General features: G+C 56.2%; 20 protein-coding genes and 1 riboswitch. Of the genes, 7 read left to right on the top strand and 13 right to left on the bottom strand.

Annotated elements, in window-relative coordinates:
- Window positions 1-11 precede the first annotated feature (11 nt).
- Entirely contained in the window at window positions 12-1478 is a 1467-nt protein-coding gene (locus D5066_RS14955) for an MFS transporter (RefSeq protein ID WP_080328239.1), read from the bottom strand.
- A 93-nt stretch (window positions 1479-1571) separates the two neighbouring features.
- Window positions 1572-2186, bottom strand: coding sequence for a glycerol-3-phosphate 1-O-acyltransferase PlsY (gene plsY / locus D5066_RS14950; RefSeq protein WP_061097029.1), 615 nt, complete (start codon window positions 2184-2186; stop codon window positions 1572-1574).
- A gap of 107 nt (window positions 2187-2293) precedes the next feature.
- On the opposite strand from plsY, the gene folB reads away from it, so the two are divergent.
- Complete coding sequence (gene folB, locus D5066_RS14945; RefSeq protein WP_080328238.1) at window positions 2294-2662, top strand: bifunctional dihydroneopterin aldolase/7,8-dihydroneopterin epimerase; 369 nt, start codon at window positions 2294-2296, stop codon at window positions 2660-2662.
- Between the two features lie 105 nt (window positions 2663-2767).
- On the top strand, window positions 2768-3589 hold the full coding sequence (gene bacA / locus D5066_RS14940) for an undecaprenyl-diphosphate phosphatase (protein WP_119916408.1): 822 nt from the start codon (window positions 2768-2770) through the stop codon (window positions 3587-3589).
- A gap of 13 nt (window positions 3590-3602) precedes the next feature.
- On the opposite strand, the gene D5066_RS14935 is transcribed toward bacA, so the two are convergent.
- Window positions 3603-4844, bottom strand: a complete 1242-nt coding sequence (locus D5066_RS14935; RefSeq protein WP_119916460.1) for a multifunctional CCA addition/repair protein — start codon at window positions 4842-4844, stop codon at window positions 3603-3605.
- A gap of 61 nt (window positions 4845-4905) precedes the next feature.
- Entirely contained in the window at window positions 4906-5526 is a 621-nt protein-coding gene (locus D5066_RS14930) for a TIGR04211 family SH3 domain-containing protein (RefSeq protein ID WP_119916459.1), read from the bottom strand.
- A gap of 229 nt (window positions 5527-5755) precedes the next feature.
- On the opposite strand from D5066_RS14930, the gene D5066_RS14925 reads away from it, so the two are divergent.
- Genes D5066_RS14925 through hldE form a run of 3 tightly spaced genes read left to right on the top strand, consistent with a single transcriptional unit; the run spans window position 5756 to window position 11405 of the window.
- Window positions 5756-7057: a CYTH domain-containing protein gene (locus D5066_RS14925; RefSeq protein ID WP_119916407.1), complete on the top strand. Its 1302-nt coding sequence runs from the start codon at window positions 5756-5758 to the stop codon at window positions 7055-7057.
- A 21-nt stretch (window positions 7058-7078) separates the two neighbouring features.
- Window positions 7079-9934 carry a bifunctional [glutamate--ammonia ligase]-adenylyl-L-tyrosine phosphorylase/[glutamate--ammonia-ligase] adenylyltransferase gene (gene glnE / locus D5066_RS14920; RefSeq protein WP_119916406.1) on the top strand — a complete coding sequence of 952 codons (2856 nt, stop codon included), beginning with the start codon at window positions 7079-7081 and terminating at the stop codon, window positions 9932-9934.
- A 40-nt stretch (window positions 9935-9974) separates the two neighbouring features.
- On the top strand, window positions 9975-11405 hold the full coding sequence (hldE, locus tag D5066_RS14915; RefSeq protein ID WP_080328234.1) for a bifunctional D-glycero-beta-D-manno-heptose-7-phosphate kinase/D-glycero-beta-D-manno-heptose 1-phosphate adenylyltransferase HldE: 1431 nt from the start codon (window positions 9975-9977) through the stop codon (window positions 11403-11405).
- A 78-nt stretch (window positions 11406-11483) separates the two neighbouring features.
- Here hldE and ubiK read toward each other — a convergent pair whose 3' ends face one another.
- Window positions 11484-11780, bottom strand: a complete 297-nt coding sequence (gene ubiK, locus D5066_RS14910; protein WP_045371366.1) for a ubiquinone biosynthesis accessory factor UbiK — start codon at window positions 11778-11780, stop codon at window positions 11484-11486.
- Between the two features lie 120 nt (window positions 11781-11900).
- Window positions 11901-12051: riboswitch (FMN riboswitch) on the top strand.
- Between the two features lie 105 nt (window positions 12052-12156).
- On the opposite strand from ubiK, the gene ribB reads away from it, so the two are divergent.
- Entirely contained in the window at window positions 12157-12810 is a 654-nt protein-coding gene (gene ribB / locus D5066_RS14905; protein WP_080328233.1) for a 3,4-dihydroxy-2-butanone-4-phosphate synthase, read from the top strand.
- Between the two features lie 44 nt (window positions 12811-12854).
- Here ribB and D5066_RS14900 read toward each other — a convergent pair whose 3' ends face one another.
- The 5 genes from D5066_RS14900 to zupT all read right to left on the bottom strand — a co-directional run bounded on the left by D5066_RS14900 (window position 12855) and on the right by zupT (window position 18850).
- Window positions 12855-13916 carry a fimbrial protein gene (locus tag D5066_RS14900; protein ID WP_119916405.1) on the bottom strand — a complete coding sequence of 354 codons (1062 nt, stop codon included), beginning with the start codon at window positions 13914-13916 and terminating at the stop codon, window positions 12855-12857.
- A complete protein-coding gene (locus D5066_RS14895; RefSeq protein WP_119916404.1) occupies window positions 13900-14661 on the bottom strand; it encodes a fimbrial biogenesis chaperone in 762 nt (253 codons plus the stop codon). Before D5066_RS14895 ends, D5066_RS14900 begins: the two co-directional genes overlap by 17 nt.
- Window positions 14662-14670: 9 nt before the next feature.
- Window positions 14671-17064, bottom strand: a complete 2394-nt coding sequence (locus tag D5066_RS14890) for a fimbria/pilus outer membrane usher protein (protein WP_419179119.1) — start codon at window positions 17062-17064, stop codon at window positions 14671-14673.
- A 118-nt stretch (window positions 17065-17182) separates the two neighbouring features.
- Window positions 17183-17743, bottom strand: coding sequence for a fimbrial protein (locus tag D5066_RS14885; protein ID WP_080328230.1), 561 nt, complete (start codon window positions 17741-17743; stop codon window positions 17183-17185).
- 333 nt (window positions 17744-18076) lie between these two features.
- Window positions 18077-18850: a zinc transporter ZupT gene (zupT, locus tag D5066_RS14880; protein ID WP_080328229.1), complete on the bottom strand. Its 774-nt coding sequence runs from the start codon at window positions 18848-18850 to the stop codon at window positions 18077-18079.
- Between the two features lie 130 nt (window positions 18851-18980).
- Here zupT and ygiD point away from each other — a divergent pair, with 130 nt between their 5' ends.
- On the top strand, window positions 18981-19769 hold the full coding sequence (gene ygiD, locus D5066_RS14875) for a 4,5-DOPA-extradiol-dioxygenase (protein WP_119916403.1): 789 nt from the start codon (window positions 18981-18983) through the stop codon (window positions 19767-19769).
- Window positions 19770-19850: 81 nt separating this feature from the next.
- On the opposite strand, the gene D5066_RS14870 is transcribed toward ygiD, so the two are convergent.
- From D5066_RS14870 to tolC, 3 genes are all read right to left on the bottom strand, one after another.
- The gene (locus D5066_RS14870) at window positions 19851-21011 is read right to left on the bottom strand and encodes a glutathionylspermidine synthase family protein (protein WP_119916402.1); all 1161 of its coding nucleotides are present in this window, start codon (window positions 21009-21011) and stop codon (window positions 19851-19853) included.
- 2 nt (window positions 21012-21013) lie between these two features.
- Window positions 21014-21679: a DUF1190 family protein gene (locus tag D5066_RS14865; RefSeq protein WP_080328226.1), complete on the bottom strand. Its 666-nt coding sequence runs from the start codon at window positions 21677-21679 to the stop codon at window positions 21014-21016.
- Window positions 21680-21840: 161 nt separating this feature from the next.
- Complete coding sequence (gene tolC / locus D5066_RS14860; protein WP_119916401.1) at window positions 21841-23319, bottom strand: outer membrane channel protein TolC; 1479 nt, start codon at window positions 23317-23319, stop codon at window positions 21841-21843.
- Window position 23320 lies beyond the last annotated feature (1 nt).

The raw sequence follows: 23320 nt of genomic DNA, 5'->3' as shown, positions 1-23320 counted from the left end.
GCGATGTGTCGTTACCGGTAATCCTCCGCATCCACATCATATCCGGACGGCTCCCAGCGGATCGCCAGCAATGACGCCAGACCGATAAACGGCGCCAGCGCAATCACCCAGAACACGGCGGTGTCGAGAGACGCGACCAGCAGCGGGAACAGGAACAGCGACAGTGTGGAGCTGCTGCGCATCAGCGTCTGGTTGAGACCCACGCCCACGCCGCGCAGGGAGGTCGGGTAGCTCAGCGAGGCAAATGTCATGGTGTGTGCACCCGGGCCAAATCCCTGACCGAACAAGAAAAGCGCCAGCATCGCGACGGCGATCGCGCCTTCTGTTGCACCATCAGGACGACCAATCAGCGCCAGCCCGAGCAGCGCCACAAGCTGACAGGCGTAACCCGCCAGCGACATCCGCCACGCGCCGAAGCGCGGCACGTAGCGCACCGCCAGTAATCCGCCGATAAACGCAAACAGCAGATTCAGCGCCAGCGAGATCAGAATGGTGGTCAGCATAGACTGCACAAAGAAGCTTGAAATAATCACCGGCAGGCCAAAGGCCACGGCGTTATAGGCGAACGAGGAGACGACTGACAGCAGCGTGGCGAGCGTGGTACGCCGCAGATAGATGCCGCGGAACAGGTTCAGATAGTTCGACCATTTGGCTTTATTCACGACAGGCGCTGGCTGGGTAAGCGCATCCTGCGGGACGTGGGCGTTAATATTGTACGACTGCCGCAAAATGGACGCCGCCTCTTTCAGGTTGCCCTGATTCGCCGCCCAGACCGGCGATTCGCTCATGTAGCGGCTGCGGATGGCGATAATCACCAGCGCGGGCACTGCACCAAAGCCGAGAATCAAACGCCACAGCCAGTCGCTGTGGCTTTCCGGCAGCACGGCGTAGAAGAACAGTACCAGCAGATAGGAAATACTGATCGCGGCATACCAGGTAGGGCACCACATCGCGACGCTGGAGGCCTTATTGCCCGGCCCTTTGAGCCTGGCGAACTCGCTCAGGAACGCCATCGCCACGGGAAGATCGATCCCCACGCCGAGCCCCATCACAAAGCGCGCGCCCGCCAGCACATATTCATTCGGGGCCAGCGCGCAGGCGATAGCGGCGACCACGAAGAACACCATATCAGCCATAAACACGCGGTAGCGCCCGATTTTATCCGTGAGGTAGCCGCCGAGCAGCGCCCCGACAATGGCACCAAAGGTAATCGCCGAGGCCACCATGCCGGTACCGGCGGGCGTCAGGTTAAATTCGCGGGTAATGTCTTTAATGCCGAACGCCAGCGCGCCGAGATCGTAGGCGTCGAGGAAAATCCCGCCCAGCGCGATACCCACCACGATCCGGGCGTTGGCCCGGCCCTGTGAGCCGTCATTAACGAGACGTGAAACGTCCGATGCGCTGCGCACCCACTTGATGTCGCCATCCGGGGTGCTTCCTGCCGTTGAAAGGGGAGCTGATTCTGTGATTTCTGTCATTTTTCTTTTTGTGTGGTTGTGTTGTGTCTCTAACAGTTACCACAGGCAGAAGGTGACCAAAATCACATTTGGTTATAAGGCATAACGAACGCTTTATTTAGCGTCTTTCTTCTTACGCTTAAGCTTCGTCCAGATCTTGGTTTCCTGACGACGCCACAGGCGCTGGATATTGTCGTGATGACGCAGCAGGATCAGGCAGGAGAGCATCGATACCGGGAAGGTGAACTGGGGTTTAAACCACCAGACGTAGAACGGGGCGATCAGCGCGCTGACGATGGCCCCCAGCGACGAATAGCCGCTCAGCAGAATGGTCAGCAGCCAGGTCCCGGCCATGACGCCGGTTAAGTCCCAGCCGATGGGCGCAATGGCACCAAAGGCGGTTGCAACGCCTTTGCCGCCTTTAAAACCAAAGAATACGGGCCAGATATGGCCGACGCAGGCGGCGATGGCAATAAGACCGAGCCAGAACGGCGTGACGCCCAGCGCATACGCGCCCCATACGGGTAGCATCCCTTTCAGAACATCAAAAATCAAAACCGCTACGGCTGCTCCCTTGCCGCCAATTCGAAGCACGTTGGTCGCTCCCGGATTCCCGGAACCACTTTCACGCGGGTCAGGTAACCCGGCAATGCGGCAGACCAGAATGGCGCTGGAGATTGAGCCGCAAAGATAGGCGAGGAGGATCATTCCAGGCGCGATTGCACTCATAACGCTGTTCCGTTTTGAAAATGTATCTGTATTCTCAGCATCTGTGGATAATACGCATAATTCGCCGGAAGTGGTATCCGGTTTAGCCAAAAAGCAGGCAGGTCGTGATGGATATTGTATTTATAGAGCAACTTTCGGTAATCACCACAATTGGTGTTTACGACTGGGAACAGACCATCGAGCAGAAACTGGTGTTCGATATCGAAATGGGATGGGATAACCGCAAATCGGCAAAAAGCGATGACGTGAACGACTGTCTGAGCTATGCCGATATCAGTGAAACGGTTATCGCCCACGTGGAAGGGCAACGTTTTGCGCTGGTGGAACGGGTGGCGGAAGAGGTAGCGGACCTGCTGCTGACCAAATTCAACTCACCGTGGGTGCGCATCAAGCTGAGCAAGCCGGGTGCAGTGGCGCGTGCGGCCAACGTAGGCGTGATTATCGAGCGTGGCACAAATCTGAAAGGGAAGATTTAACGTCATAATTGCTAAACCATTTTAGGTTATACCGGTCTCAAGACTGTATCTTATCGGTTGTCCGAATGGGGCACCGTTTTTTTATATCTTTTTAGGGGTTTATAGATGAGCGATATGCACTCGCTGCTGGTGGCGGCAATTCTGGGTGTGGTCGAAGGATTGACGGAGTTTTTGCCGGTTTCCAGTACGGGCCATATGATTATCGTTGGCCATCTGCTGGGCTTTGAAGGCGATACCGCAAAGACGTTTGAGGTGGTGATTCAGCTGGGCTCGATTCTGGCGGTAGTGGTGATGTTCTGGCGTCGCCTGTTTGGCCTGATCGGCATCCATTTTGGCCGCCTGCCGCAGCGTGAAGGTGAAAGCAAGGGCCGCCTGACGCTGATTCATATCCTGCTCGGGATGATCCCGGCGGTGGTGCTGGGGCTGGTCTTCCACGACACGATTAAGTCGCTGTTTAACCCGATTAACGTCATGTACGCGCTGGTGGTGGGCGGCTTCCTGCTGATTGCCGCCGAAGTGCTGAAGCCAAAAGTCCCGCGTGCGGAAGGTCTGGATGACATGACCTACCGTCAGGCGTTTATCATTGGCTGCTTCCAGTGTCTGGCGCTGTGGCCGGGCTTCTCCCGTTCAGGGGCCACGATTTCAGGCGGGATGCTGATGGGCGTGAGCCGTTACGCCGCGTCTGAGTTCTCGTTCCTGCTGGCGGTGCCGATGATGATGGGCGCAACCGTACTCGACGTCTATAAGAGCTATCACTTCCTGAGCACCGGCGACATTCCGATGTTTGCCGTGGGCTTTATCACCGCGTTTATCGTGGCGCTGATTGCCATCAAAACCTTCCTGCAGTTGATCAAGCGTATCTCGTTCATTCCGTTCGCGATCTACCGCTTTATCGTCGCCGCAGCGGTGTACGTGGTCTTCTTCTGATGACGGGTTGCCCTCACTCTTTCGGCTGAGGGCAACGTTTTTCCTTCCACGCGGCTACCGCGTCAATCCGCCGTTTCGTCAACTCCTCGCGAATGTCCGGCCCCTTAAATCCTGCCTCGACCACGTCTTTCGTCGGCACCGCTTTTGCGATTTTCCACGCTTCGCGCAGCAAGCGCCCCTGCGGGTAATCAGAGGCTTCAAACCCGGTGCGGCCGCGAACGTCGGCTTCGCTGGTGAGCGCAATTTGTTCCACGCGCTGCGGCTTGCGCCAGGCGTCGATATTATCGAACAGCTTAACGATGGTGGCGGGCTTCAGGATCGGGAAGGTATGGATCAGGTCGTGGAACTCGGCGACCAGCTTTGCCAGATCGCGGATGTCATTCGGCACGCGCAGGCGCTGGCAGAGCCCGTCAACCAGTTTTACGCCCGCCGGACCGTGCCCGTGATGGCGCGGCCAGAACTCTTTCGGCGTTAAGCCTTTGCCGAGATCGTGGCACAGGGTGGAAAAGCGTACGTCCACTTCAGGGCTGAGCATGGCGGCCATGCTTAGGGTCATCAGCGTGTGTACACCGGTATCAATTTCCGGGTGCCATTTTGCCGGCGCGGGGACGCCAAACAGCGCGTCGATTTCCGGGAACAGCACCTTCAGCGCGCCGCAGTCGCGCAGGACCTGGAAAAAGACCTGCGGGTTACGGGTGGTGAGGGCGTTTTCTGTCTCTTTCCAGACGCGCTCCGGCGTCAGGTGTTCCAGCTCGCCCGCCTCGGTCATGGCCGTCATCAATGCCATTGTCTCATCGGCAATACGGAAGCTCAGGTGGGCGTAACGCGCGGCAAAGCGCGCCACGCGCAGGACGCGGAGCGGATCTTCAGAGAATGCAGGGGAGATATGGCGCAAAAGACGGTCGCGCAGGTCATCCTGCCCGCCGTAGGCGTCGATAATATGGCCGTTTTCGTCCTGGGCGAGGGCGTTAATGGTGAGATCGCGGCGCAGCAAATCCTGCTCCAGCGTTACATCCGGCGCGGTGTAGCAGGTGAATCCCGTATAGCCGGAACCGGATTTCCGCTCGGTACGCGCCAGGGCGTACTCTTCCCGGCTTTTCGGGTGCAGAAACACGGGAAAATCGCGGCCTACCTGCTGGTAGCCCGCGTCGAGCATCTCTTCCGGGGTGGCACCCACCACCACCCAGTCTTTATCTTTGACCGGCAGACCTAACAACGCATCACGTACCGCACCACCGACCAGATAACTCTTCACGCCCAACTCTCCCGTTTTCTCTTTTCGCAAGATAATACGTAAGTCTGGCAGAGAAGACGAATTAGTTCATCCAGCGATCTTTACGCTTACGGCTTGGGATCAGATGTGGCAGAACCAGACCCAGCACCAGACCTACGCCCAGCACGCCGCCGCCATACATAAACCACTGCATGATAATGGTACGCTGTTTGTCATCAAGCTGCAGGTTCGCGGCGTTCACTTTTTTCTGCGCGACGATCAGCTCGTTTTTGAGCTTTTGATTCTCTTCTTTCAGACCGTTAATCACGCCGTCGCTCTGCGCCACCTTCTGCTGCATTTCGGCGGTGCGCTGGTTCCAGGTGCCGTCGATGTTGTTCAGCTTGTCGGTCAGGGTCTTCACCTGGTTTTCCAGATCCGGCACGCGGGTGCGCAGGCTTGGCACGGTGCTCAGCTCTTTCATCGGGATCCAGGAGGTACGGCCGGAACTGTCGCGAACCTGACCGTAATTGGTCTCCGAGTTGGTCTGTAACAGGGTGACTTCCTCGCCGGCATTCACCGTGCCCACGAGGCGATAATTATCTCCGGGGCCACTGCGTACCCAGGTGTTCAGTTCGTCAGAAACGTAACGCTTCTCTTCAGCGTGCACTGCGGTTGCGGCGCTAAAAGCGAGTAAAGTAAGTCCAATCAGGCGTAATTTAAGCATCATTAGTCGTTATTTTCATAAATAGTGGAACGATAGTAGTGGCAACAGTGTCTCTACGCAAAGCATTCATCAGCAATCAGAATCATCTGTGTCACGACTCTACACATTTACGCCCGACAAATTGCTCATTGCATGGCAATTTGGCGCAAAATACTATGTACTGACAAACAAATGGCGAGGAAGTTCGCCCTCATTGACGCGTCTGTGACGCCCGCAAAAGTACAAGGCTATGGCTCAGGAAATCGAATTAAAATTTATCGTCGAAAAAGACAGCGTTGACGCGCTCCGTCAGCATCTGAATACCCTCTCCGGCGAGCACCATGAACCCGTACAGTTGCTCAACATCTACTACGAAACGCCGGACAACTGGCTGCGCAACCACGATATGGGGCTGCGCATCCGCGGCGCGAACGGGCGCTACGAGATGACGATGAAAATCGCTGGCCGCGTGGTCGGCGGTTTGCATCAGCGCCCGGAATACAATATCGACATCAGTAAGCCAGAACTTGAGCTCGAACGTTTCCCGGCGGAAGTCTGGCCGGAAGGCGAACTGCCCGCCACGCTGGCAGGGCAGGTACAGCCGCTGTTCAGCACCGATTTCGCTCGTGAGAAATGGCTGGTGACGGAAGGCAAGAGCCGCATTGAAATCGCGCTGGATTTAGGCGAGGTGAAGGCGGGTGAGTTCCAGGAACCGATCTGTGAGCTGGAACTGGAGCTGCTGGAAGGTGATGCGAGCGACGTGCTGAAGCTGGCGCGTAAGCTGGTGAGCCAGCCGGGTTTACGTCAGGGGAGCCTGAGCAAAGCGGCGCGCGGCTATCACCTGGCTGCCGGAAATGCGCCACGCGTGCTGAGAGAGATCCCTATTCTGCGCGTCGTCCCGAAAGCCAGCATTGAGCAGGGCATGGAAGCAGCGCTGGAGCTGGCGCTCTCCCAATGGCAGTACCATGAAGAGCTGTGGGCGCGTAACGTCAAAAATGGCAAAAAACAGGTGCTGGCCGCCATCGGGCTGGTGCGTCATACCCTGACGCTGTTTGGCGGTATCGTTCCACGAAAAGCTAGCGCTCACCTACGCGATCTGCTGACCCAGACCGAGACGCTGCTGCTTTCCGACGTGTCGGCGCAAACCGCGCTTTACAGCCCGCAAAATGCCGCGGCAAAACTGGCCCTGACCGAGTTTCTGGTGACGCGCGGCTGGCGCGCCTTCCTCGATGCAAAAGCGCAGACCAAAATCGCGGATAACTTTAAACGCTTCGCGGATATCCATCTTTCCCGCCACGCCGCCGAGCTGAGAACCACCTTCGCGCATCCGCTGGGCGACCAGTATGGCGACCAGCTTCCTCGTCTGGCACGTAATATCGACAGCATGTTGCTGCTGTCCGGTGCGTATGAGGGCGTGAAGGCGCAGGCCTGGCTGGAGAACTGGCAGGGACTTAAGCATGCCATTGAGACCCGTCAGCAGATTGAGATCGAGCATTTCCGCAACGAAGCCATTTCGCAGGATCCGTACTGGCTGCACAGCGGAAAACGTTAATTCTGGCAAGGAACCCCTGATATGCCGCTTTCTTCGCAGTTACAGCAGCACTGGCAGACCGTTTGCGAACGTCTGCCCGAGTCGTTACCCGCGTCATCGTTAAGCGAGCAGGCGAAAAGCGTGCTCACGTTCAGTGATTTTGTGCAGGAGAGCGTCAGCGCCAACCCGGACTGGCTGGCGGAGCTGGAAAGCGCGCCGCCGCAGGCTGACGAGTGGCGACATTATGCTGGCTGGCTGCAAACCGCGCTGGCAGAGGTGGCGGATGAAGCCACGCTGATGCGCGTCCTGCGTCAGTTCCGTCGCCGGGTGATGGTGCGCATTGCCTGGGCGCAGGCGCTGGAGCTGGTGAGCGAAGAGAGCACCTTGCAGCAGCTGAGCGAGCTGGCGCAGACGCTGATTGTCGCCGCGCGGGACTGGCTCTACGACGCCTGCTGTAAAGAGTGGGGCACGCCGTGCAGCGACGAAGGGGTTCCGCAGCCACTGTTGATTCTGGGGATGGGCAAGCTGGGCGGCTGTGAGCTGAACTTCTCCTCCGATATCGACCTGATCTTTGCCTGGCCAGAGAACGGCTCCACGCGCGGCGGTCGTCGCGAGCTGGATAACGCTCAGTTCTTTACCCGCCTCGGCCAGCGTCTGATTAAGGCGCTGGACCAGCCGACGCAGGACGGCTTTGTTTACCGCGTCGACATGCGTCTGCGCCCGTTTGGCGACAGCGGTCCGCTGGTGCTGAGCTTCGCCGCGCTGGAAGACTATTACCAGGAACAGGGGCGCGACTGGGAACGCTACGCGATGGTCAAAGCGCGGATCATGGGGGACGGCGACGATACCTGGGCTAACGAGCTGCGCGCCATGCTGCGCCCGTTCGTGTTCCGCCGCTACATTGACTTCAGCGTGATCCAGTCCCTGCGCAATATGAAAGGAATGATTGCCCGCGAGGTGCGCCGTCGCGGTCTGAAGGACAACATCAAGCTTGGCGCGGGCGGCATCCGCGAAATCGAATTTATCGTCCAGGTCTTCCAGCTTATTCGCGGCGGGCGCGAGCCGTCGCTGCAGTCTCGTTCATTGCTGCCGACGCTGTCCGCCATTGAGCAGCTTCACCTGCTGCCGGATGGTGACGCGCAAACGCTGCGCGAGGCCTATCTGTTCCTGCGCCGCCTGGAAAACCTGCTGCAAAGCATCAACGACGAACAGACCCAGACCCTGCCGGGCGATGACCTTAACCGGGCGCGCCTGGTCTGGGGCATGCGCGTGAACGACTGGTCAACGTTGACTGAACGGCTGGATGCCCATATGGCAGGCGTGCGCCGCATCTTCAACGATCTGATTGGCGACGACGAAAGTGAATCGCCGGACGATGCGCTTTCCGAACACTGGCGCGAGCTGTGGCAGGATGCGCTTCAGGAAGATGACACCACGCCGGTGCTGACGCACTTAAGCGACGATGCCCGCCATCGGGTGGTGGCGTTGATTGCCGATTTCCGCCTTGAGCTGAACAAACGCGCCATTGGCCCGCGCGGTCGTCAGGTGCTGGATCACCTGATGCCGCATCTGCTCAGCGAGGTGTGCTCGCGCGAAGACGCGCCGGTGCCGCTGTCGCGCATGATGCCGCTCCTGAGCGGGATTATCACGCGTACCACCTACCTTGAACTGCTGAGTGAGTTTCCGGGGGCACTGAAGCACCTGATTACCCTCTGCGCCGCGTCGCCAATGGTGGCCAACAAGCTGGCGCGCTACCCGCTGCTGCTGGATGAACTGCTCGACCCGAACACGCTCTACCAGCCAACGGCGACGGATGCCTATCGTGACGAACTGCGTCAGTACCTGCTGCGCGTGCCGGAAGAAGATGAAGAGCAGCAGCTTGAAGCGCTGCGCCAGTTTAAGCAGGCGCAGATGCTGCGCGTGGCGGCGGCGGATATTGCCGGCACGCTGCCGGTGATGAAAGTGAGCGATCACTTAACCTGGCTGGCGGAGGCGATTATCGACGCGGTTGTCCATCAGGCGTGGGTGCAGATGGTGGCCCGCTACGGCCAGCCAAAACATCTTGCCGACCGTGAAGGCCGTGGTTTTGCGGTGGTGGGTTACGGCAAGCTGGGCGGCTGGGAGCTGGGCTACAGCTCCGATCTGGATCTGATCTTCCTGCACGACTGCCCGGCCGACGTGATAACCGACGGCGAGCGTGAAATCGACGGGCGTCAGTTCTACCTCCGCCTGGCCCAGCGCATTATGCACCTGTTCAGCACCCGCACCTCGTCAGGCATTCTGTACGAAGTGGATGCGCGGCTGCGCCCGTCCGGCGCGGCGGGCATGCTGGTTACCTCGACGGAATCTTTTGCCGATTACCAGAAGAACGAAGCCTGGACGTGGGAGCATCAGGCGCTGGTGCGCGCCCGCGTGGTGTACGGCGATCCGCAGTTGCACGCGCAGTTCGATGCGATCCGCAGGGAGGTTATGACTACCCCGCGCGAAGGCAGCACGCTGCAAACGGAAGTGCGGGAAATGCGGGAAAAAATGCGCGCCCATCTCGGCAATAAGCATCGCGATCGCTTTGATATCAAAGCTGATGAGGGCGGAATTACCGATATTGAATTTATCACTCAGTATCTGGTGCTGCTGCACGCTCACGATAAACCGAAGCTGACGCGCTGGTCCGATAACGTGCGCATTCTGGAACTGCTGGCGCAAAACGACATTATGGATGAGCAGGAGGCGCAGGCCTTAACCCGCGCCTACACGACGCTGCGCGATGAGCTTCACCACCTGGCGCTGCAGGAACAGCCGGGGCACGTGGCGCTGGACTGTTTTGCTCATGAACGTGCCCAGGTAAAGGCCAGCTGGCAGAAGTGGCTGGTGGAACCGTGCGTAACAAATCAAGTGTGATATTATCGCGCGCAAATTGTGAATCTTTCTGGAGTCAGGAATGAAAGTAACACTGCCAGAGTTTGAACGTGCTGGAGTTATGGTTGTCGGGGATGTGATGCTGGATCGCTACTGGTATGGGCCGACCAGCCGTATCTCTCCGGAAGCACCGGTACCGGTGGTTAAGGTCGATACCATTGAAGAGCGTCCTGGCGGCGCGGCAAACGTGGCGATGAATATAGCCTCGCTGGGCGCGCATTCGCGTCTGGTGGGCCTGACCGGCATTGACGATGCGGCGCGTGCGCTGAGTCAGTCGCTGGCGGACGTGAACGTGAAGTGCGACTTCGTTTCTGTTCCGACACACCCAACCATCACCAAGCTGCGCGTGCTGTCGCGTAACCAGCAGCTGATCCGCCTCGACTTTGAAGAAGGGTTCGAAGGCGTTGATCCTGAGCCGCTGCACGAGCGCATCAACCAGGCGCTGGACAATATCGGCGCGCTGGTGCTGTCTGATTACGCCAAAGGCGCGCTGGCGAGCGTGCAGACGATGATCCAGCTGGCGCGTAAAGCCAGCGTGCCGGTGCTCATCGACCCGAAAGGCACCGATTTCGAGCGCTATCGCGGCGCGACGCTGCTGACGCCAAACCTCTCTGAGTTTGAAGCGGTGGCGGGCAAGTGCAAAACCGAGGAAGAGCTGGTTGAGCGCGGCATGAAAATCATCGCTGATTTCGAGCTGTCCGCGCTGCTGGTAACTCGCTCCGAGCAGGGGATGACGCTGCTGCAGCCGGGCAAAGCGCCGCTGCATATGCCAACCCAGGCGCAGGAAGTGTACGACGTGACCGGTGCCGGTGATACGGTGATCGGCGTGCTGGCGGCAACGCTGGCAGCGGGTAACTCCCTGGAAGAGGCGTGCTACTTTGCTAACGCCGCGGCGGGTGTGGTCGTCGGTAAACTGGGTACTTCAACCGTTTCGCCAATCGAGCTGGAAAACGCGGTGCGCGGCCGCGCCGACACCGGTTTTGGGGTGATGACCGAAGACGAGCTGAAGGTGGCCGTCGCCGCCGCGCGCAAGCGTGGTGAAAAAGTGGTGATGACCAACGGTGTGTTTGACATTCTACATGCGGGCCACGTTTCGTACCTGGCGAACGCGCGCAAGCTGGGCGATCGCCTGATTGTGGCGGTCAACAGCGATGCGTCGACCAAACGCCTGAAAGGAGAAACGCGTCCGGTGAACCCGCTGGAGCAGCGCATGATCGTGCTCGGCGCGCTGGAAGCGGTGGACTGGGTGGTGTCGTTTGAAGAAGATACCCCGCAGCGCCTGATTGCCGGCATTCTGCCTGACCTGCTGGTAAAAGGTGGGGATTACAAGCCGGAGCAAATCGCAGGTAGCGAAGAGGTCTGGGCCAACGGCGGTGAAGTGATGGTGCTCAACTTTGAGGACGGGTGTTCAACCACCAACATCATCAAGAAGATCCAGAAAGACAGTCAGTAAAAAAAACGGGCCAGTTGGCCCGTTTTTTTTCACCCTCTCCCTGTGGGAGAGGGCTGGGGTGAGGGCATCAGGCCGCAGTTATGCCTGGTCATCCACCGGTGGAATAGCCGGAGCCGGCTTCACTTCTTCCGGCGCATTACGGTTTTCCAGCTCGCTCAGACGCTGTTCCAGCAGCGCCAGCTTCTCGCGGGTGCGCAGCAGAACCTGGGTCTGCACGTCAAACTCTTCGCGGCTGACTAAATCAAGGCGAACCAACTGCGCCTGCAGCGTCTGGCGGATTTTCTTCTCTACGTCATCACCAAATTCACGAATGCCTTTCGGCATGGACTCATGAACCTGACGCGCGATCTGCTCAATTTTCTTTGGGTCAATCATTGTCGTTTCCCTTGATGAAAAGGTGTTAGTGCCTATTGTAGCGCGTCATGCCGCGGGTTAAACAAAATTGTTTGAAGCTTATGCATTGCCCAGGGTAATCAATAGCGTTATAGTTATCTCGCTTATTCTCAGGGCGGGGCGAAATTCCCCACCGGCGGTAAATCAGCTTAACGCTGAAAGCCCGCGAGCGCTTTGGGTGAATTCTCAAAGGTCAGCAGATCCGGTGTAATTCCGGGGCCGACGGTTAAAGTCCGGATGGGAGAGAGTAACGATCCAGTCGGGCATGGCCCGCTCACGTTATTTTTTTGCCGCTTGTACGGCGCTCCTAAGACTGCCCTGATTCTGGTAACCATAATGTTAATGAGGTTTTTTTACCATGAATCAGACGCTACTTTCCTCTTTTGGCACTTCAATTCAACGTGTTGAACATGCACTGGATGCACTGCGCGAAGGCCGCGGTGTGATGGTGCTTGACGATGAAAACCGTGAAAACGAAGGCGACATGATTTTTGCCGCCGAAAACATGACCGTTGAGCAGATGGCGCTGACCATCCGTCACGGTAGCGGCATCGTATGCCTGTGTATCACCGAAGACCGTCGCCAGCAGCTTGAACTGCCGATGATGGTTGAGAACAACACCAGCGCCTTCGGGACCGGTTTTACCGTAACCATTGAAGCGGCGCATGGCGTAACTACCGGCGTGTCGGCGGCTGACCGTTTGACCACCGTACGTGCAGCGATTGCCGACGGTGCTAAACCCTCCGACCTGCACCGTCCCGGCCACGTTTTCCCGCTGCGCGCACAGCCTGGCGGTGTGCTGACCCGCGGTGGTCATACCGAAGCGACTATCGATCTGGTCACGCTGGCTGGCTTCAAGCCTGCAGGCGTACTGTGCGAGCTGACCAATGATGATGGCACCATGGCGCGCGCGCCGGAGTGCATCACCTTTGCGCGTCTGCACAACATGCCGGTAGTGACAATTGAAGATCTGGTGGAGTATCGCCAGGCGCACGAGCGCAAAGCCAGCTGAAAGTGCTGATGTGAAAAAGCCGGGGCAACCCGGCTTTTTTGTCTCTAGTGATAGTTAATTTTGAACAGCACCACCGTTTCGAACGGACCGGACTGGATCGCTTTTCCTTCTACGGGAGACAGTTCTGCGGTGTAATCCTGCTGATACTGCAACGTGCTGCCCGTAAAATCGGCATATTCTTCATAATGGTTGAAGGTATAAGGCTGAGTGCCATTCAGTATTCGCAACTTCAGGCCATTCCCAATGAGTAATGCCGTGTCATCTGCGGAAAGTGCCTCAGTGGTATAAAACGACGAGTCCATTTTGAACCCATCCGAGCACTGCGCGTCCTGCACCTTGGTCGTCTTCACCGAAAAGGTCCGTTTACGCGTCTGTTGATTCACAATATCGCGCGCGCTGAAGGTGCCAAAATCAATCTCCTGGTTTTCCGGGAAAATACTGAAGGTCGCCCCACAGTCCAGCACGGTGATGTTTTGCAGACCGTTGATGTGATATTTGAGGTTTTTCGCATCCGCCATCTGGTTAACGCCGCCCTTACCGTCAAACTGGACAACGATGTAATCACTCAGCGAGCTGACGTAGCCGTGGGGCGGCATCGCTTTGATTTTGACGTATAAGCGCAAGCGAGCAACAAAAGTGCGCGAGGTGTGAATATCGTCCGGGTTACCGGAACAGATTCGATTTTCCCATCCCATTTGTCGGATCTGGTCAGGGGTATAAATTGTGATGTTTTGATTGTCCAGACACTGTCGGGTATCGACGCCGTTGGGCTGGCCTGTTGCATCGTAGTCTATCCCTTCATAGGTTACACCAAGTTCATAATAGGGATCGGTGGTTGAAGGATAAGGATTCACCCAGCCAAAAATATCTTCAGGTTCAAAGCTGCTTGTGACATTGTGGTCGCAAGTCACCGGGATTTTGATGTCATCCGACTCCCAGATTTTTTCACCCACCTGCGCATTGCTGGGAATAGCAAACGGCGAGATCGTTTTGGCCTCTTCAACGGGGCCGCCGGAACCGCCCAGGTAGCAATCGAGCGCCAGCGCTCCTTTAAAAGGTAGTGCAGAGAATAACAATATAAACAATAAGTTATATAGTTTTCGCATCTTTTTCGATCTTCCGTTCGCTAAGCGTGCACTGCGCCGTTCCTGCGCACTGCACGTCGACTTTTTTCAGGGCACCGTAGTCGTCGATATAGCCGATGCTGTAATAATTACCGTGGTAGCCACCAGTGGAGGTCGTCGCCGTCGCGAAGGGGGCAATCATCAGGCTGTCAAAGCCCGGCAGCATGGTTTTCGCATTTTTACTGAGCCACGCCAGAGTAATGTAATACGGCGTCGGATTGTGCACGGTCAGCCCTTTCGCATTGGCTGAAATTTCCATCCGCATTTCCGCCTGCTCGCCTGACTTTTTGGTGATGGCTTTAGGTCGCCAGAACAGTTTGATCCTGCTCTGCATCGCCACCTGCATGACGCTGCGTTCATCGCTGGCGCTGGCGCTTTTCGGCGGTACTTCGCGCAGGTTGAAGTAAAACAAGGATTCCCTGTCTTTCGGCAGCTGGCTGGTGGCGGCTTGCTTAACGATCCTGACCTGCGACGCGGAGCCCGCTTCGATGCGCTGAATCGGAGGAAGCGCCATGAAGTGCGTATCCTCCTTACGGCCTTTTTCATCTTCAATCCATGAGAGCGCCAGATAGGGCAGCGCTTTGCTCTGATTTTCAATCTTCAGGCTGCTGGCCTTATCGCTTTCCGGAAAAACAATGCGCGTGCGGTCCAGGTTAACGGCTGCGTGGCTGGCAAATGCGGTGCTGAGCAGCATCAGGCACAGGCTTTTGAGTGGGGTGAGTTTCATCATGGTTTCTTACTGACATGGCAGTATCAACTGCATACTGTTTTCAAGGTGTGAAGGTAACGCGAAGCGACACTGTTGATTGTCCCCCCACGTTACGCGGAACTGTTGTTCTGGCTCTACGGCGCCCAGCCAGACGTGGCCATCATCGGCAACCATCCCAATCTGTCGGTCATTTTCCAGCAGATGAACCGTCGCACCCAGCGGCGGTGTGCCGGACGGCGTGCGTAAGATGCCCGTGACATCGTTTCCTGCACGAGTGGCAATCTGACGGTATCCGATGGCGCCTTCTGTCCAGGTTGAGGTCACCACGCGGGTGTCTACGTCCACGCCATCGGGCAGATTATTCATATTGACCTGCACGCTGGAGGGCGAATAGCTGGAAATAGACGGTAAAACGCCAATGCCGAACCGGTTGGTTTCATCCCGCGACATGTTCAGCGGAATGTTACCCACGCCGTCGGTACTGACCATCACGCGCGGCTCGTTACCGTAACTGCGACGGTGCAGCGCAGCGCCTCTGGCCGTTGAGGTAAAGGATCCATTCCAGCTGGCGCTCAGGGAGTTGTATTCATGAGCCTTATAACTCCCGGAAAGATTCAGATCGCCATAAGGGGAACAATGCTGATAGTTGCCGCTTACCTGCGCGCCTGCATCTGACTTCTCGCTCTCGGTGCCTGCTGAAACGCCCCAGGTATTATTGCGATCTGATGTGTCATACCACGAGACGTTCTGGCTCAGGCTGTCGCTGTTGCGCAGGTCATAATTCAGACGATGATCGGGATCGAGCGGGACGCTCAGCGAGAGGTAGAACTGCGTATCGTCGTCTTCGTCTTCATAGTGCGTTTTACTCCATGACACGGTGACGCCCAGGTTTTTCCAGCGTCCTATGTCAAAGTTATAGCCTGCGGTCACGCTGCCCGTCGTGGAGGGCGAATCGTCCCACCAGGTCTGGCGCAGCATGTTTACATAGAGGTTGAGCGATAACGCAGAAATGTACTGGCTGGCCGTCACGCTGAGCGTCTGCTTCTCAGACTGGCGGTCACCGTTGTCATCATCCAGAAAACGGGCGTAGCTCAGGAACTGCGGGTCTGAGTAGCGATAGCTGGCGAGCGTGAGCTGGCTGCCGGTGGTATCGAAACGCTTACTGTAGTTAAAGCGGTAGCTGTAACCGGTTTGGCTGGTCTGATAAGGCAACTGGCTGGTTGCCTGAGTCACGTCAAATGAGAGGGCACCCAGGTACTCCATGTTTTGCCCGATCCCGGCGGCGATGGAGCGGTAATGATCGCCATCGGCGAGCGTACCGCCATAAAGGGACGTCTGAGACAGCATCCCCCAGGAGAATTCGCCGCTCATAAACGCATTATCTTCAACGTCATGGGAGGCATCTTTGCGTGCTTTCCCGCCTGCCAGCTTATAGCGAACCTGACCTTTGCGTGTTAAAAACGGCACGGATTCCGCCGAGACCTGGAAAGTGCTGACGCGCCCGTCTTCTTCCGTCACTTTGACGTCCAGCGTGCCCTGTACCGACTGGTTAAGATCCTGAATAACAAACGGTCCTGGCGGAACTTTGCTTTGATAAATCACACGATCGGCAAGGCTGACCGTTACCGTGGCGTTGGTTTGCGCGATCCCGGTAATTTGCGGCGCGTAGCCACGCAGGGACCATGGCAGCATGCGTTCATCGCTAATCAGGGAGGCGCCGGTATAGGTGAAAGCATCAAAAATGGCGGACTGAAAATCGGTTTCGCCCAGGGTCAATTTCGCGCCGAGCGAAGGCAGGGGGCGGAACATGTAAATACGCGAAAAGCGCCCGTCATGTTCAGAGCCGGCATCGGTATGCGTTTGCGTGTACTGATAATCGCTGCGCAACCGCCACGCGCCCATATTGGCACCTGCGGTCCCGTAGGTGTTGGCGTTGTCCGTGCCTGAGCCGCTATTGGGCTGGTAATGGCTGGCGAACAGGTTGTAATCCAGCAATACGCCTGGGACGCCGTTGTCCCAGGTGGAAGGTGGCATCCAGTCTGCGGCGCGGTACTGTAGCCATGCCTGCGGGATGGTCACTTTTAGCGTTTGGGTGGCTTGCTCGAATTTAAAGGTAATATCGGGCCTGGAGGCGAAATCAATGCACCCGTCCTTTTCCGGCAAGGCATCACGAATATTCTCTTTTAACGCAAAGGTATCAGCCAGTTCAGGGGGAATACATACCTGTACGGAATTATTAATCTCTTTCCAGTTAAGCTGCCAGCCGTTAGCCAAAGGTGCGTCGTTTATTGAAACGGTAACAAAATAGTTTCCGGGGATGACGGAAGTTTCATCTTTAAAGAGGGAGAGATCGACGCTTCCTCGCTGGTCTTTATCAATGGCGTTGATATTAAACTCAGTGGCGGAGGTGATTTTCGTCATTAACAGGGATGCAATGATGAGTACTGATAGTAATTTATATGTCATCATCCTGTTACTCAAAGTAATATAACGGACCGACTGACGCCTTAAGTCAGTCGGTCTATTTTGCTGCGTGCTCTTATTTGTACATCAGAACATAGTTAGCGGTGGCTTCAACCTGGCCGGCAGTGGCGGTTTTACCGGCAGGAACTTCCATTAACGCTTTAAAGTGCAGTGTCTGGGTGGTGGAGCCAGCCAGAAGATCGACTTCATTAGGCTCGCCCAGCGTAATGTTGGATTCAGCGTTATCCAGCAAACGAACACCCACGTTCTGTGCGCCGCTGGCATAGGTGTTGGTCATGAGACTGGTGTCAGTCGCGTCTGTTGCTGCGCTGGTGAAGGTAACATCAACTTTGGTAATTGGTGTGTCGGTCTCATCCGCCGGATCGTCAAGCTGGCAGTTTTCCAGGTTGATATCAACCGGAACCGCGGTAGACTTTTTGTTGGCATTGATTACGGCAGTGGTCACTTCACCCAGGTCAACTTCTTTGTCAACGCTGTCAGGTGCGATGCTGCATGGCGCATCAATAACCACGCCTTTAAATTTGATTTTGCCTGACCCCTGGTCTTCAGCAAAAGCAGAACCCGATACAATGGCAGCCATAGCAACCGCTAACAGTACTTTTTTACCCATATACATGAAAATATCCTTTTTCAAATGAATTCATACTCTGAATATTAATTTCAGGATGCGAGTCAAGTATACGGGAGGAAGAAGAGATAATGCGATTACTCTAACTTAAAGCTATTTTAAGATTGTTTTAATATATAACGCATGTTGATTGTAAGTGCGGGCTAACTCTCATAATTTAGGGGTTTGTCTGAGAGGGTTGTATTAGTTTTTATTATGGAATAATGGTCATTAAAAAGGTTGCTGTAAATAGTAAATCATGTGTTGGTATAAAGATAAATAATTATATGCTTCTTTTTGTTTTGTTACCCTGCCTCCGTATTAAACGGAGGCAGGGTAACATTACCCAATACCCACAGATTGTAACAGTACCAGGCTTAACCCCATCACCGACATGCCGCACAGTACGCCATAGCTGGGATTGTTATTCGGATCGATCTCTTTCGCCAGCGGCATTAGCTCATCGACGGAGAGCGCAACCATGATCCCGGCGACGGCAGCCATAATCGCCGCCATAACGACAGGGGAAACGAGGCTTCCGAGGATCAGCCACGCCAGCAGGCCGCCAAGAATTTCGGCCATCCCGGAAATACCCGCCCAGAACACGGCGGTGCGTTTCGAGCCAGTGGCCGCATAAACCGGCCCGGCAACCGCCAGTCCTTCAGGAATATTGTGTAAGGCTACCGCCAGCGCCACGCCAAAGCCCATCTCCAGATTGCTGCTGGCCGTGACATACGTGGCGACACCTTCCGGGAAGTTGTGCAGGCTGATGCCCAGCGTCAGCAGGATCGCCGTGCGCTTGATGTTGCCCGGGATCGGGGTAACGCTTTTGTGCATTAAATCCTGAGGGTGTGCGTGGGGCAGCATACGGTCGAGCCCAAAATAGCCCAGCAGGCCGACGATGAACATGCCGTAGCCGAGTACCGGTGACATTCCCTCTGCATGAAGCGCTGCGGGCAGCATCTCCATCAGTGAAATAAGCAGCATAATACCGGCGGCGAAACCCAGCGAGAAAGCCAGAAGGCGATTGGAAGGCTTTTGTCCGAGCACGCCGAGGAACGCACCGATAAAGGTCGCGGCACCCGCAAATATAGTCAAGATCAAGGGTACTGACATGCACTCTCCTTAAGCAGTATCTGACATTCAAATTTCCTGATGATGATCTTCACGGTTATCTGCGTTCATCTTCACCTGAATGCGCGTAATGTAGAACCATCAAATTGACACCTTCTCTAAGGATATCACCATGTCTTCTTCTCGTATGCCAGCACTGTTTTTAGGCCATGGCAGCCCAATGAACGTTCTGGAAGATAACGTCTATACCCGCGCCTGGTGTCATCTGGGCGAGACGTTGCCGCGACCGAAGGCGATTGTGGTGGTGTCCGCGCACTGGTTTACCCGTGGCACTGGCGTGACGGCCATGGAAGCGCCTAAGACTATTCATGATTTCGGCGGTTTCCCGCAGGCGCTGTATGACACGCATTATCCGGCTCCCGGCTCGCCTGCGCTGGCACAGCGGCTGGTAGAGCTCCTCGCACCTGTCCCGGTTGCGCTGGACAAAGAAGCCTGGGGCTTTGACCATGGCTCGTGGGGCGTGCTGATTAAGATGTACCCGGATGCAGACATTCCGATGGTGCAGTTGAGCATCGACAGCACCAAACCGGCTTCCTGGCACCTGGAAATGGGGCGTAAGCTGGCGACCCTGCGTGATGAAGGCGTCATGCTGGTGGCAAGCGGCAACGTGGTTCATAACCTGCGTACGGCGCGCTGGCACGGTGAGAATACGCCATATCCGTGGGCGACCTCTTTCAACGATTATGTGAAAGCCAATCTGACCTGGCAGGGGCCTGGCGAGGAACATCCGCTGGTGAATTATCTTGATCATGAAGGCGGCTCGCTCTCTAACCCGACGGCGGAACACTTCCTGCCGCTGCTGTATGTTTTAGGCGCATGGGACGGTCAGGAGCCGGTTACGATCCCGATCGACGGTATTGAGATGGGGAGTCTGAGTATGCTGTCGGTGCAGGTAGGGTAATAAAAGCAAAACGGCAACATCAGTTTGCCGTTTTTAGTGTTTGCACCCTCTCCCACGGGGAGAGGGCATCAGGCCGCAGCCTTATTCAACAAAAATATGCGGATAGAACCGTGACAGATCCTGCGTGATCAGCGCACGATCTTCGCGAATGCCAATCCCGGCAGGCCGATCGTTAATCAGCCAGCTGCCAATCAGGGTATAGCTGTCGCCAAACTTGGGCAGTTGATAAAACTGCTGGACGATCATCCCTTCTTCACCGTACGGCCCTTCAACCGCTTCCAGCGTTTTACCGTTTTCGATAATGGAGACGTTAGCGCCTTCGCGGGAGAAGATCGGCTTAACGACGTATTTCTCCATCGGCGGGAAATCATCTTCGGCAAAGTACGCAGGCAGCAGGTTCGGGTGGTTCGGGAACATCTCCCACAGCATCGGCAGCAGGGCTTTGTTGGAGATAATGCTCTTCCACGCCGGTTCCAGCCAGCGCACGCCCGCGTCTTCCAGCTTGGTAGAGAACATCTCGCGCAGCATGTATTCCCACGGATAGAGCTTGAACAGGTTGCTGATCACCTGATCCTGCATGTCCGTAAACTGACCTTTTTCACCCAGACCGATATCTTCGATATAGAGGAATTCAGTCGCCACGTCTGCTTCGGCAGCACAGTCCTGCAGATACTGAACCGTACCGCGATCTTCTTCCGTGTCGCGACAGCAGGCAAGATGCAGCAGGTTGAAGCCAAATTGCTCGCGCAGTTCGGCGAAACGCTCAATCAGCTTTTCCTGCAGGCTATTTAACTGGTCGCTGCCTTCCGGCAGATTTCCGGCGTTCATCTGATCTTCCAGCCAAATCCACTGGAAGAAGGCCGCTTCGTAAAGCGAGGTTGGCGTATCCGCGTTATTTTCTAAAAGCTTCGGCTCACCCACACCGTCCCACGCCAGATCGAGGCGAGAGTAAAGCGATGGCTGATTCGTTTTCCACGACTGACGGACGAAACTCCAGGTGTGCTTCGGAATACGGAATTTAGTCATCAGCTCGTCGCTGTCGATGACTTTATCCACAACCTTCAGGCACATCTGGTGCAACTGGGCCGTCACCTCTTCCAGTTTTTCCACCTGGTCGAGCGTGAGTTTGTAGTAAGCATCTTCACACCAGTACGGCTCGCCGTACATGGTGTGAAAGTTAAAACCGTATTCAGTGGCTTTTTCGCGCCAGTCCGGGCGCTCGGTGATACTGACTCGTTCCATGATCAGCCGCCCATTGAGCGAGTAGAAGTGCCTGTTGCACTACGCTGCATGCTGGTCTGTTTCGCCACAGACTCACCGAACCCACCGCGGGTGATGGTGCTGGTGGTTGCTGGCTTCGGCGCCATCGCGGTTTTCGGCACGGTCGTTGTACGGCCAGGCGTTGCTGCGCCGTAGCTTTTACCGCTGGCGTCGGTGTATTTACCGTAAGCAGGGCTGTTAGGGTTTTTCGAGCTAAAGAGCGGCTGCTGCTGGTAGCCCGCGCCGCCGCTCATCAGACGACCCATCATATAACCCGCCATTAACGGCATCCAGAAGCTGCCGCTGGACTGTGCCTGCGCCTGATTTTCTGGCGCCATGCCCGCCTGAGCAGGAGCCTGCTGGCACTGGCCTTCACCGAACTCCGCTACGCAGTCTTCGCGTGATGCATATTTTGGCGCGGTACGTTCTGCTTCTTTCAGGGCGCTGTTATAGGCAGTCGTACACTCTGCGGCTTTACCGGTGGCAGCCGAACAGTCGTCCGCGTTTTGGTACATCGAAACCGTTTCGTCGCTCTGCTCACAGCCCGCCAGCATAAACACAGCGGTGATCGCAAATGCGACAGGGGTGAGATGGCGTGCGTTCCAGCTTTTGCGGAACGACGCGTGATTAATCGTTTTTGTCCGTTTCATGTTTGTCTTCCAGGACCCAGTGGTAATAACGCTCAGGATAGAGGATGAGTGGTTGAAAATGAAGCGAAGAGAGGCGGAATCAGGGGGATCTTTACGTTGGCTTACGTTCGGATGTGATTTAGATGCGCCCTCTCCCGGTGAGAGAGGGCGTGATAACAATCTTAGTTACGGAACGGATTTGTGCCTTTGCTGGCGGACGTAGTAGTACGCGCTGCCGCTGGTTGTGCAGCTGGCGCGCTGCCGTTAGCGTTGAAGTTATCAACGGCGGCAACCTGATCCGGGTTCTCTGGCGCGACGCTTTCTGGCGACGTTGAAACCGGTTTGCCCAGGGTGCTGTTCAGCATCTGCAGATCCTGCTCGTTCAGCGTACCCAGAGCCTGCTTGATGTTCAGCTGGTTAATCAGGTACTGGTAACGCGCGCTGGAGAGCTGCTGTTTCGCGTTGTACAGCGTGGTGGTCGCATCCAGCACGTCAACGATAGTACGTGTACCGACGGAGTAACCGGCTTCCATCGCGTCCAGAGAGCTCTGGGCAGACACCACGGCCTGTTTATAGGCGTTGATGCTGCTGATTGAAGCGTTCACGTTGTTGAAGGACGAACGCACGGTCTGCACCACGTTGCGGTGCGCGCTTTCCAGCTGCTCGCTCGCCCCAACAAAGTTGTACTGCGCCTGTTTCACCTGGGAGTTAACCATACCGCCCTGATACAGCGGCAGGGAGAAGCTCAGGCCCACTTTGTTCTGACCCATATTGCTGTCGTCATACTGAGCAGAGTTGGTCTTGGAGCCGCTATAGGTTGTATCAGAGACGCCGGTAGATGCGCTCAGGCTCAGGGTTGGCAGGTGGCCATCCTGCGCCTGACGAATTTGCTCGCGTGCCAGGTCCTGGCTCAGACGCGCCTGCAGCAACGTCAGGTTGCGGTTTTCCGCCTCTTTCAGCAGGGCGTTAACGGCCTGCGGCTTATCCGTTTTGAAGCTGTCCACGTTCAGGGACGCCAGCTCAGGGTAGTAATTTCCGGTGACCTGACGCAGGGATTCCAGCGCGTTGTCGAGGTTGTTACGCGCGGTCACTTCGTTAGCCAGCACGGTGTCATACTGTGAACGGGCGTTCTGCACGTCGGTGATCGCCACCAGACCCACGTTGAAGCGCTGGGTGGTTTGATCCAACTGGCGGTAGATCGCCTGTTTCTGCGCTTCGGTGTAGGAGAGCGCGTCAATGGCGCTCAGTACGTTAAAGTACGCGGTGGCAGTATTCAGAATCAGCGTCTGCTGGTCGGTCTGATAGGTCACATCCTGAATGCCCGCGCTCTTTTCCTGCAGGGTCAGGGTACGCCATTTGGACATATCAAACAGCGTCTGTGTTAATTGCAGTGAGGCGCTGGTAGCATTGGAGTTAACGCCGTTAGCATCGCGGAAACCGTTGCTGTAGGTATAATCTGCACCTAAACCTAACTGTGGCAGCAGTGGGCTACGCGCTTCGTTAATCTTTTCAAACGCAGCATCACGATCGGCCGCTGATTTACGTAAATCAGGGTTGCCCAGACGTGCCTGCTGGTAGACCTGTAACAGGTTTTCCGCCTGGCTCATTGCACTGAAGCCCGTCAGGCTCAGGCCGATAAGGATGGGGAGCAATTTCTTCATT

It is taken from the genome of Enterobacter chuandaensis, assembly GCF_003594915.1.
Lineage (GTDB): Bacteria > Pseudomonadota > Gammaproteobacteria > Enterobacterales > Enterobacteriaceae > Enterobacter > Enterobacter chuandaensis.
Note: the sequence above shows the minus strand (reverse complement) of the source record. Positions and strands in the feature narration are given on the sequence as shown.